Source organism: Bifidobacterium sp. UBA6881 (assembly GCA_002451435.1).
Taxonomy (GTDB): domain Bacteria; phylum Actinomycetota; class Actinomycetes; order Actinomycetales; family Bifidobacteriaceae; genus Bifidobacterium.
On sequence record DKCF01000009.1, the window covers coordinates 277 to 10902 of the forward strand.

General features: G+C 63.2%; 11 protein-coding genes. 3 read left to right on the forward strand and 8 right to left on the reverse strand.

What is annotated here, in order from left to right; all coding sequences use genetic code 11:
* The 4 genes from B3C64_RS00560 to murI form a co-directional block, all read right to left on the reverse strand.
* Window positions 1–491: alpha/beta hydrolase (locus tag B3C64_RS00560; RefSeq protein ID WP_291533001.1), on the reverse strand; the 491-nt coding region annotated here is incomplete at its 3' end.
* A 124-nt stretch (window positions 492–615) separates the two neighbouring features.
* Window positions 616–1875: a DUF805 domain-containing protein gene (locus B3C64_RS00565; RefSeq protein ID WP_291533003.1), complete on the reverse strand. Its 1260-nt coding sequence runs from the start codon at window positions 1873–1875 to the stop codon at window positions 616–618.
* Window positions 1876–2003: 128 nt separating this feature from the next.
* Window positions 2004–2852, reverse strand: a complete 849-nt coding sequence (locus tag B3C64_RS00570; RefSeq protein WP_291533005.1) for a patatin-like phospholipase family protein — start codon at window positions 2850–2852, stop codon at window positions 2004–2006.
* Between the two features lie 97 nt (window positions 2853–2949).
* Window positions 2950–3726: a glutamate racemase gene (murI, locus tag B3C64_RS00575; protein WP_291533007.1), complete on the reverse strand. Its 777-nt coding sequence runs from the start codon at window positions 3724–3726 to the stop codon at window positions 2950–2952.
* A gap of 82 nt (window positions 3727–3808) precedes the next feature.
* On the opposite strand from murI, the gene dapF reads away from it, so the two are divergent.
* Window positions 3809–4708: a diaminopimelate epimerase gene (gene dapF / locus B3C64_RS00580; RefSeq protein ID WP_291533008.1), complete on the forward strand. Its 900-nt coding sequence runs from the start codon at window positions 3809–3811 to the stop codon at window positions 4706–4708.
* 31 nt (window positions 4709–4739) lie between these two features.
* Here the strand turns inward: dapF and B3C64_RS00585 are convergent, their stop codons facing one another.
* The gene (locus B3C64_RS00585) at window positions 4740–5366 is read right to left on the reverse strand and encodes a vitamin K epoxide reductase family protein (RefSeq protein ID WP_291533048.1); all 627 of its coding nucleotides are present in this window, start codon (window positions 5364–5366) and stop codon (window positions 4740–4742) included.
* Window positions 5367–5544: 178 nt separating this feature from the next.
* On the opposite strand from B3C64_RS00585, the gene B3C64_RS00590 reads away from it, so the two are divergent.
* The gene (locus tag B3C64_RS00590; protein WP_291533010.1) at window positions 5545–6417 is read left to right on the forward strand and encodes a PHP domain-containing protein; all 873 of its coding nucleotides are present in this window, start codon (window positions 5545–5547) and stop codon (window positions 6415–6417) included.
* Between the two features lie 166 nt (window positions 6418–6583).
* On the opposite strand, the gene B3C64_RS00595 is transcribed toward B3C64_RS00590, so the two are convergent.
* Entirely contained in the window at window positions 6584–6808 is a 225-nt protein-coding gene (locus B3C64_RS00595; protein ID WP_291533012.1) for a DUF3107 domain-containing protein, read from the reverse strand.
* 90 nt (window positions 6809–6898) lie between these two features.
* Window positions 6899–8587, reverse strand: a complete 1689-nt coding sequence (locus B3C64_RS00600) for a phosphotransferase (RefSeq protein ID WP_291533014.1) — start codon at window positions 8585–8587, stop codon at window positions 6899–6901.
* Between the two features lie 104 nt (window positions 8588–8691).
* Here B3C64_RS00600 and B3C64_RS00605 point away from each other — a divergent pair, with 104 nt between their 5' ends.
* The gene (locus B3C64_RS00605) at window positions 8692–10197 is read left to right on the forward strand and encodes an ATP-dependent helicase (RefSeq protein WP_291533015.1); all 1506 of its coding nucleotides are present in this window, start codon (window positions 8692–8694) and stop codon (window positions 10195–10197) included.
* Here the strand turns inward: B3C64_RS00605 and B3C64_RS00610 are convergent.
* Window positions 10180–10626: zinc-dependent metalloprotease (locus B3C64_RS00610; protein WP_291533017.1), on the reverse strand; the 447-nt coding region annotated here is incomplete at its 5' end. The two genes, B3C64_RS00605 and B3C64_RS00610, sit on opposite strands and share 18 nt — an antisense overlap.

Below are 10626 nucleotides of genomic sequence, written 5' to 3' on the forward strand. Positions count from 1 at the left end.
CTTAAGGAGTTGCCAGCCAAAGAGCCGTCAACCGAGGAACCGCCAATCAAGGAACCATCCGCTTCCTCGCCCTTGAACGACGGACTCATCAACACCGCGGCGTCGAACACTCCGGGATGCTCCGCGACCATGCGGTACGACAGATACCCACCCTGCGAGAATCCGATCAGCACCTTGCGGAAACGCGCGTAAGCGGGAGCATCCAGCAACCGCACTACCTCAGCGCCCACGGCACTGCATTCGCGACGGCGTTCCTCCACCGAACAGCCATCCGGATACCAGTAGTACGTGCCGATGTACGGACGGTCATACGTGCCGCGGAACGACAGGTAATTCGGGCTCTTCGCATTGCCGCCCGCGGGCTTCCCGGCAGCCAACGCGTCGATGATGCGGATCATCTCGTTCTCCTCATTGCCGAAGCCATGGAATCCCAGGAACAGCAGATCATCGGCACCGTTGAAATCGATGTTGCCCGTCATGCGCAGCCGCATGCGCCCTCCTTCATGCAAAGCCTTATGAAAACGTTCTCCACGCGATACGCGTGACTCCATGACGATGATAATCGAATCGCCGGCCCACCCGACAATGCGGATGGGCCGGCGATTCGATTGACGATCACTGCATGGGCTTGTCGTAGTGCATGCCCTGCGGGTCCGCGGGACGCGTGTACAGCCAGATCTGGAATCCGAAGGCCGCGAGGTTGATGAGGCCTCCGATCGTCAGCAGGGCGGACATGGCACCCAGGCCAGTGCTCGCCGCCATGCCCGCGTACGAATAACTGAACGAGAATATGGACGAAATGCCGCCGATGATCATGAGGAAGGTTCCGATGAACTCGGCGACGGCGCAGACGAGGTACCACCAGCCGCTGCGGTTGCTGTCATGCAACCTGCGCAGGCTGACCGCGATGGAGGGGAGTATGGTGGCAAGTCCCCAAAGCGTGCCTAACACAGGAATAAACAGGGCGATGGTATTGGTGACGAACACGAACAACGTCGCCCACCAGTATTCGCGGATGCTGGAACGGCCGCTGAACTGCACATATCCAAGGAAGTAGCGTTTGATGGCGTCGCCGAAGCCGCACTGGTAGTCGGGGATCCATGGAGTGGTCGGCACCCGCGTCTGTGCCGAATTCTGCGCATACCCATTTGGTGCATATCCATTTGGCGCGTAACCATTCTGACCATAGCCGTAGGGCTGATTGTACGCCGGCTGTCCATATTGCTGGTTCCCGTACGGTTGATTGCCATACTGCTGGTTTCCATAGGACTGGTTGCCGTACTGCTGGTAGGGCTGGCCGTTATAGGAGCCATCTGGGGTTGCAGGGGCTGTGGGATCAGAAGGACCGGCGGCCGCACCGCCATACGGCTGCTGTGCGTACTGCGGCTGTTCGTATGGGGACTGCGCATACGGCTGCTGGCCGTTCTGCGCATATTGCGGTTGCGGGCTCTGCTGCGTGTTCTGCGTCTGCGCGTATTGCCCGTTGTATTGCCCGCCGTACTGTTGGCCGTTCTGCGGTTGCGGCGGGTACTGTGCATCCTGCGTATACTGCGGCTGGACGTTTGGCGCCTGCGCATACGGGTTTTCTCCGTACTGTGGTGCCGATGCCCCATAGACCTGCTGGCCATATGGGTTGATAGGCTGCTGGCCGTTCTGCCCATATGGCGGTTGCGCAGGCTGAGACTGGCCATGCTGCGGTTGCCCATAGGACTGCCCATACGGCTGCTGGCCGTAAGCATCCGACGGGGATTGGCTGGCGGGGGAGTCCTGCGCGCCACTATTTGAGGGCTGTGTGTTCCGCGGGTCGGAGTTCGGTGCCGAAGAATCCGATTCCGGCGGAATGTTCTGCTGCGGGTTTGAATTAGAATCGCTCATCCGTCGAGTGCTTTCCATGTAAGACTATGTTTCCGTATTCAATTAGCCAGTGCCGATTCTACCATGCGGGCCCATGAATCATCAGGATTTGAGCCCGCATGGAAATCCGCGGCGAAAGTCGTCGTGCCTCAGCTTGCCAGGAATTCCGGAATCGCCGCGGCTGCCGCGTAACCGGCGCGGTACATGCGCTCCAGACCCTCATAGGACTTGCTCAGCGTGTTGAGCCCGTACAGGCTTTCCGGCGCGAGGATCAGCACGCGGCCCTCACGCTCCAGCTCCTTCGCCAACGCCACCTCGTCGTTGTACGTCTGGTAGCGGTTCAGCAGCTTTTCGGCCGCCTCGGGATGGGTGCGCCGCAGAATCCTGGCCGGTGCGATGTCCTTCTTCTGCTCGCGCAGAATGTCTTTCGGACGCGTCAGAATCACCACGATGCGGTCGAAGCCGTCGTCCACGGCCTTCTGCACCGGAATCGGATCGGCGATGCCGCCGTCGTAATATGGCACGCCGTCGATCACATACGGCTCGCATGCCACCGGCACCGCGGACGAGGCCTTCATGATGTCGAAATCGTCATAACCGACGTCGGATTTGTCGAAATACTTCGTGGAACCGTCCTCGGCATTGCATGCCACCACGGTGAAGCCGGTCGGATTCGATTCGAACGCCTCGTAATCGACCGGATTCTCGCCGTCATGGTTGCTCAGCGTGCTGTACACGTAATCGAGGTTCGCGAAATTGTGGTTCTTGATGTAGCTGTCGAGGCTCGCATACTCCTTGCGGAACGCGTACTGCGTGTAGAACGTGTGGTTGCGGCCATGCTGGCCGGAGATGAAGGAGACCATGTTGGCGCTGCCCGCCGAAACGCCGTAGCAGTGGTCGACATGCGTGCCGTCCTCGAGCATGCGGTCCATCACACCGGCTCCGTAGATCGCGCGGAAGCCGCCGCCGACATCGATCATCGCCGTCCTGTTCGCCATACATCCGTCCTTTCCCGTTCTTCCCGTTCCGGATTGTCGATGATTCACGACTTTACGCGCGTAATGCGGACATTCGCCATCGGCGATCGCCCGCCGTTCAACGGTTGAGCAGATCCTCCATCAACGTCAGCATTTCCGGCGAGGAATCGGAGTTGGTGAGTTCGATGCCGCCTCGCGCGTCCTCCGGAGCGAGTTTGCCCAACGATTCCAGCACGACGCCCAGATGCCTGACCGTGCCGAGGTTGCCGTCGATGATAGCGGCGGAATCCGGCAGCAGCTCGCGGAAATAATCACGATAGAACACGAAATGCGTGCAGCCCAGCACCACGGCATCGATGGTGGACAGATCGTATTGGTCGAAATACCGGTGCAGCGTGCGCATCACCAGAGCATGGTCGTCGAGCCGGCCATGCTCGACGATCTCCACCAGATCGGGGCATGGTTCCGGAAAGATGGTGTGGTCCGCCTTGAACCGGTCCATCAGCACCGCGAACTTCCTTTCGCGCAACGTCAGGTTCGTGGCGGCGACGATCACACGCTGGCGATGCCCCTCGCCGCGGTCGCAGGCGACCTTGAGCGCGGGCTCCATGCCGATGATCGGGAAATCGTATCGGTCGCGCAACGCGTTCGCGGCCACCGAGGTCGCGGTGTTGCAGGCGATCACCACGGCCTTCACGCCCTGCCGTGCGAAACGCTCCATGATATGTTCGGACAGTTCGCGCACATGCTCCGGGGTTTTCGTGCCATACGGCGCGTTCGCGGAATCACCGAAATACAGCACGCGTTCGTTCGGCATGTCGCGGCGAAGCTCACGCGCCACCGAAATGCCGCCCAAACCGGAGTCGAATACGCCGATCGGTGCCGTTGAAGTCATCATTCCTCCCGCAAAAAATCGTTCCGCGGACGTGCCATGGCACATCCGCCTTCAATAGACTACCGCGTGTAGAGTGAATCGTATGAGCATCCCAAGCATTGTTTACAAAGCACACGCCACAGGCAACGATTTCGTCGTCTACGCCGATCCTGACGGCGAATACGAGCCGACCGCCGACGAGGTGCGGTACCTGTGCGACCGTCATTTCGGCATCGGCGGCGACGGTCTGATCCGTCTCGCGCATCCGCGCGCGGTCTCCGACCTCAGCGACGCGCAGGTTGCGGATTGCAAGGCCAACGGCGCCGAATGGTTCATGGACTACCGCAACGCCGACGGCTCCCTCGCGGAGATGTGCGGCAACGGCACGAGGGCCATCACGCTGTTCGCGCAGCGCCAGGGGCTCGCCGACCGGCCCGGTGGCAGGCCGTTCCGCCTCGGCACCCGCGCCGGAGTGAAGACCCTCACGTCGCTCGGCGACGTGCCTGGCCTCGGCAAGGACGTGTTCCAGGTGGAGATGGGCGCATGGAAGCGCGGCGAGCTGGACGGCTATGAGGTCACGATCCCCGGCGTCGAAGGCTCCGCGCGCGGCACTTTCGTGGACATGGGCAATCCGCATGTCGTCGCCGTTCTGGAAGACGCGTTCGCGACATTGCCGACCGTCGAGGAACTCGATCTGGCCGTCAAGCCGGTGGTCGCCCCGGAAATCGAAAGCGACCAGAACGTCGAATTCGTCCGCATCGACGAACAGAGCGAGGGCGATGACGCCGGCGAGGCCACCATGCGCGTCAACGAGCGCGGTTGCGGGGAGACGCTGTCGTGCGGCACCGGCCTGTGCGCCACGGCGGTCACCCTGCGCGCCAAAACCGGCATCGACCACTGGACCATCACCGTGCGTGGCGGTACGCTGCGCGTCGATGTGACCGACACGGATGTGAAGCTCACCGGCTCCGCCACCATCGTCGGCAAAATCGAACTGGTCTGATGTCGTCGCAGGTGCCGCGGCCGAGCAGCCGTCAGCCGAACAGCGCCGCGCCGTCCTTGACGATGATGACGACGACGAGGGCGACGATCCATACGAGATCCACCATCGCGTCGAAGTTCAGACGGTAATACTTGCGCAACCCGGCATGGCCGCGCGGAATGTTCTGCACCACCACCGTCGCATGGGACAGCGCCATGAACTGCACGGTGGTGGAGAACATCAGCGCCAGACACCACGGGCACAACGCGTTGATGACGAACAGGGACTGGGTGGTCAGCCAATACGAATACGCCAATGCGGCGAGACCGCCCAGCCATGTGCACGACGCGAACCAGCGCGGCACCGCCACCTTCGCCAGACCAATCACCGCGACGGTGACGAACACCGATTCGGCGGCGATGCCGAAGAACGCATTCGGGAAGCTCAGGCCCGCGAACTTGACGATCTCCGCCTGCCAGGATTCCGCGACGGTGGAGCACGACATGACGGCGTTCACGTCGCAATTGAGCTTCTGACCGGGGTTGCGCGCCAGTTTCAACGTCTCCGCGGACAGCACGAACGACACCACCAACGCCGCCGCCGAGGCGAGCAGCATCACCAGATACGTCCAGGTCGCGCCATGCCGCCAGCCGCGCGGCATCGTGTAGTCGTCGGCCATGTGGCTGATGGAACCGTCCTCGTCGACCGCGGACCCGCGCCCGTTCGGTTCGTTGGCGGCTGCTCCGCCGGCAATATCGTTCATCGTCAGATCCTTGAACAATCGGAAAATCAAGCAATACGTCTAGTGTACGCGGAACATGCCATGTCACGTCAAGAATCCGCCTACGATGGAACCTATGACTGAAATTGGCATCACCGCACCGCCCGCCGTCGGCTGGGACATCCACTGCCACACCGTGTTCTCCGATGGCACGGAGACCCCGCTCACGTTGCTGCGGCAGGCGAAGACGCTGGGACTGCACGGCGTCGCGATTTCCGACCACGACACGACGGCCGGATGGCAGGAGGCGCTGGACGCGTCCAGGGAAGTCGGATTGCCGTTGCTGCGCGGCACGGAGATCACCGCCGCCGACGATGACGTTTCCGTGCACATGCTCGCCTTCCAATACGATCCGACGAACGTGCGCATCCGCGAGATGTTCGCCTCCACGCGGGCCGCGCGGCTGCGCCGGTCGCAACGCATGGTGGCATTGATCGCGCAGGACTACCCGATCACATGGGAGGACGTGCTCGCCCAGACGCGCGAAGGGGAGCGCACCACGGTGGGACGTCCGCACATCGCCGACGCGCTGGTAGCCGCCGGCGTGTACCGCAACCGTTCCGAGGCGTTCTCCGGAGCGGTGAGCAGCACGGCGAAATACTATCTGCCGACGCCTTCGCCGACCACGCACGAGGTGGTTGCCGCGGTCAAGGACGCCGGCGGCGTCATCGTCATCGCGCATGCCGGCGACCCGCAGCGCAACCGGAACCTGCTGTCCGACCGGCAGATCGGCCGTCTGATCGACGAGGGATTGGACGGGCTTGAGGTATGGCATCGCGGCAATCCTCCGGAACAGCGCGAACGGCTGCTCGGCATCGCCGCCAAGCACGATCTGCTGGTCACCGGTGGCTCCGACTGGCATGGCAAGGGCAAGCCGAACAAGCTGGGGGAGAACCTCACCGACGATGCCACCATCCGTGAGATACTGCGCCGCGGAGTGCGATTGTAGACGGACAAGCCTTGTTCCGCATAGGAACGCGGAACAAGCGCGAGGACGTGTGGTGACATGCGATGGTGTGCGGAAATCGCATAAAAACAGGCCGGACGAAGAGCCCGGCCTGTTTTGCGATGAATTCGCGTCCGGCGTCATCCGCATGGCCGGACGTGAACGATGGTCAGAGGTTGCCGAAACCGACGGCGTGCTTCGTCTCCGAACCGATGATGGCATAGCCGAGCGCGCCGGCCGGCACCACGATGCGACGGCCCTTGTCGTCGGTCAGATTGATGGTCTTGCCGTTCTCCACCGCGTCGGCGATCGCGGCGTTCACCGCGTCGGCGGTGTCGTCGGTGCTGAAGGTGACGGTACGAGCCACGTTCTGGATGCCCAGTTCGATGTCCATGGAAAATTGCCTTTCGTCTTGTTGCCGCGCGTATGACCGCGCTGTTCGGTACGGATAATGCGCCTATTGTACGCCTTGCGGGTCGTCCGCCTACTGCGCCTGCGACGCCTGGTCCCCGGTCGGAGACGCCACGGAGGCCGTGTCGGTGCCCTCCGCGGACACCGTGTTGGCCTGGCCAAGCTGCTCGCGCGCCTTCTGCATGGCGGCCTCGTCGCGTTCCAGCAGCGGAAGGAACATCGTGCTGGCCTCGCTGTGTTCCGCGGGAATCGTCTTCGCGGACGCGTCGGCGTTCTTGTTGGTGCTCTCCAATTTGCTGATCACGATGGTCGAGCTCGCCGGCATGGAGTCGTGCAACTCTCTCGCGGAATGCTTGGGAAGGAACGTGCTCACCGGCGTCACGTCATGTTCGTCGGTGTCATCGTCGTCGAGCTGCTCCGTCGTGGCCGAGCGGGAATGGGTCACCTGCACAGGGTAGGAGGCCGGGGCGAATCCCGCGGAATCCGACTGTGGTTCCTGCACCGGCCGTTCCACCGGGGTCGGACGGTTGAACGCCTCCGTCGCGTCCTCGGCAAGGTTCCTTGTGGTGCGCACGTTATCCGTGGAGGCTACGGCGTTCACGCCGGCCACGGAATGGCCGCCGGTCACGTCGAAATCGCCGGTCGTGTCGTCCATGTCGACCGCGTCGATGCGGCGCTCGCCGGTCACATCGGACGAATCCCGCTGCTGCGCGGCCTCCCTGCGGCGACGTTCCGACTCGTCCAGCAACGTGCCCACCGTGATCGTGCTCGGCGGCTGGCTCGCCACGGGATTCGCGGCGGCATGCCGTGGCTGCGACGACGCGCGATTCCTCGTTGTGGTGAGGCTCAGCTGATGTGCCAGACGCTCCACCTGGGCCTTGAACTTCATGATCTTGACATTGTCGGCCTGCTGCAACGCGGTGATGAAATCACCGACCTGCTCCATCTGCAGCCACAGATTCGCCCGCAGCATAATCAAATCGTCCAATCGATTGCCCAGAAGACGGCCATAAGCCGAAATCAGCGCGTTGCGGTGGCTCTCGTCAAGCTTCGCGAAGATCCAAGCCAGATCGCGCGCCGGATCGTTCACCTGCATGTTCTGCCAATTGGTGACCGCGGTGATGGACGAGCCCGAGAACAGCAGATCGCCGTCGCTCAGACCGCCGTGCACCGGGCACGTGGCGAACGACCACAGGCCGTCCGTCTCCAGAACGTTCGCCCAGCTATCGGTGATCTCCTGCGGAACATGGCCGGCCTCGCGCAGATTCCTGATCCAGGCGATCAGCTGAGCGCGAATCTGCCCCGTCGCATACGCCGGATACTTCGCCTGCTGCAGGAAATCCGTACGCAGACGGTGGATGGCGCCCAACGTCGTGCCGACGGCCGCGCAATCATCCAACGTCAGCAATTCCAACGGACGCGCCTCGCCGGAATGATGCGCCGCCACAAGCACCGACGTGTCCGCGGTGACGGAACGCTCCGAATCGCCGTCCGAAAAAGCCACCACGCGATCGACGTCAAACCCAAGTCCCGCCAAATCGCGGTTCTGCGACAACACCCGCGCCGCGCGGACACGCCCCGCAAGACGCCTGCGCCCCTGCTCCGTGTCGGAGGCGAACACGTCGTACAGCGCGCCCGCCGAATCCTGCACCACGGCATGGTCGATACCATAGGCCGTGTCGGTGGAGTTGATCTGCTCGCTGGCGCGCACTCCCGCCATCACGGCAGTCGGCATCGTGGCGCTCGCCAAAGCAGCCATCATGAAAGTGTTACGATCGATCACACAGCCAACACTAATACATATAAAGGGCAAAGCGGTGACGACTTGCCAGCGAATCCGCGTGAACCGTCGGTGTATCTGCCACAATGGAGCCTATGAGTGCAACAGCGGATGAGATTCTCGAAGGACTCGACGACGCGCAGCGCGAGGCGGCCACCGCCGTGGACGGGCCGGTGCGCATCATCGCGGGGGCAGGCGCCGGCAAAACACGCACCGTCACCCGCAGAATCGCCTACGCGTGCGCGACCAAAGCGTGGAATCCGGCGAAAACGCTCGCCGTGACCTTCTCCGTCAAGGCCGCGGCGGAAATGCGCGAACGACTCTCCAAACTCGACGTCGCGGCCGACGTCACCGCATCGACCTTCCACTCCGCCGCGCTGCACCAGCTCCGCCGCGTGTGGCCCGACGTGTGCGAAGGGCAGATGCCATTCGTGTCGCGCAATCCAAGGGAGGTGCTCGAACGGTCCCTGCGCCGCGTCACCACCATCCAGGTGGACGACGGCACCGTGCGCCAACTGCAGGACGAGGTCAACTGGTGCAAGATCTCGCTCATCGCGCCGGAAGACTACGAACGCGTCTGCGCCGCGCTGCACCACCAGCCGCCATCGGGACTCGAACCGGAACAATTCGTGGACGTCTACAAGGCGTACGAGGCCGAAAAAACCAACCGCAACGAAATCGACTTCGACGACATCCTGCTCATCACCTGCCATCTCATCGAAAGCGACGCGGAAGTGGCCTCCGCGATACGGTCTGGCATCACATGGCTCACCGTCGACGAATACCAAGACGTCTCGCCGCTGCAGCACCGGCTGCTCACCCGATGGCTGGGCATCAACCGCAATATCTGCGTCGTGGGGGACCCCGCGCAGACCATCTACTCCTTCGCGGGCGCGAGCAGTTACAACCTGCTCAACTTCGCCAGCGAATTCGGGCCCCTCTCCGCCGACATCAGCCTCAACAACGACTACCGGTCGACCCCGCAGATCGTCGACTACGCCAACCGCGTGCTCAAAGCCTCGCCGCAACGCGCGGACTACCTGCGCCTCACCTCGGAACGCGACCAAGGCCGGCGGGTGGAGGAAACCATATACGACAACGACCTCGCCGAAGCCAGAGGCGTCGCCGCCCGCATCCGCAAACTCGTGGACGCCGGCGCCGCGCCCGCCGACTGCGCCATCCTCACCAGAGTCAACGCGCAGCAGCAGATCCTCTGCAAGGCGCTGGCCGAACAGCACCTGCGCTACCGCATACGCCGGGACAGCGGATGGCAGAACTCGGCGCTCGCCGACGATGTGCAGACGCGGCTCGCCATGCTGGACGTGATAGGCGTCGGCAGCGCGGGCGGCGTGACCATCTCCACCATCCACGCGTCCAAGGGCTTGGAATTCAAGCACGTGTTCCTTATCGGCTGCTCGGAAGGGCTGATGCCGTACGGCTCCCCATCGGACGGCGACGCGCTGGAAGAGGAGCGCCGCCTCATGTACGTGGCGGTGACGCGCGCCGAAGATACGCTGGACGTTTCCTTCGCACGCACCCGCGAAGGAAACGAAGGCGATTACCGGAGACGGGTCTCACGCTTCTTCCGGTGAATCCGGATCGTCGCCGGATTCGTTGTTCGGCTTGGTGTCCGGCGCATCCGAACCGTCGTCGGACGCGCTGCCATTGGGGGCGGTCGCATCGTCGCCGGACGTATCCGCTCCGCCATCGGACGGGCCGTCGCCGTGTCCTTCCTCGTCAAGCAGCTTGGTGAGTTCGGCGTCCCAGTCGATGTGGTCCGGAATGTCTTGCAACCCCTCGGTCTCGGTTGCGGAAGAATCGTCGGCGACGGTTGCCGGTGCATCCTGCTGCCGGGTCTTGTCGGCGGATTCCTGCGAGGTGGTCTGCTGGGGGCCCTCGGCCTTGCCCGCCTTCGCACCGTCATCGGGCAGCTGCGGCAGCAGATCCGGATGCGACCATTTCGCATCGCGGGCTTCGGGGCCTTCCTTCGCGGTGATGCCCTCCCACAGCGAGGCTGCTTC

Excerpts from the sequence above, each read along its gene's own strand:
- B3C64_RS00565 (WP_291533003.1), bottom strand. The coding sequence starts at position 1,875 with ATGAGCGATTCTAATTCAAACCCGCAGCAGAACATTCCGCCGGAATCG.
- B3C64_RS00570 (WP_291533005.1), bottom strand. The coding sequence starts at position 2,852 with ATGGCGAACAGGACGGCGATGATCGATGTCGGCGGCGGCTTCCGCGCG.
- murI (WP_291533007.1), bottom strand. The coding sequence starts at position 3,726 with ATGACTTCAACGGCACCGATCGGCGTATTCGACTCCGGTTTGGGCGGC.
- dapF (WP_291533008.1), top strand. The coding sequence starts at position 3,809 with ATGAGCATCCCAAGCATTGTTTACAAAGCACACGCCACAGGCAACGAT.
- B3C64_RS00585 (WP_291533048.1), bottom strand. The coding sequence starts at position 5,366 with ATGGCCGACGACTACACGATGCCGCGCGGCTGGCGGCATGGCGCGACC.
- B3C64_RS00590 (WP_291533010.1), top strand. The coding sequence starts at position 5,545 with ATGACTGAAATTGGCATCACCGCACCGCCCGCCGTCGGCTGGGACATC.
- B3C64_RS00595 (WP_291533012.1), bottom strand. The coding sequence starts at position 6,808 with ATGGACATCGAACTGGGCATCCAGAACGTGGCTCGTACCGTCACCTTC.
- B3C64_RS00600 (WP_291533014.1), bottom strand. The coding sequence starts at position 8,587 with ATGATGGCTGCTTTGGCGAGCGCCACGATGCCGACTGCCGTGATGGCG.
- B3C64_RS00605 (WP_291533015.1), top strand. The coding sequence starts at position 8,692 with ATGGAGCCTATGAGTGCAACAGCGGATGAGATTCTCGAAGGACTCGAC.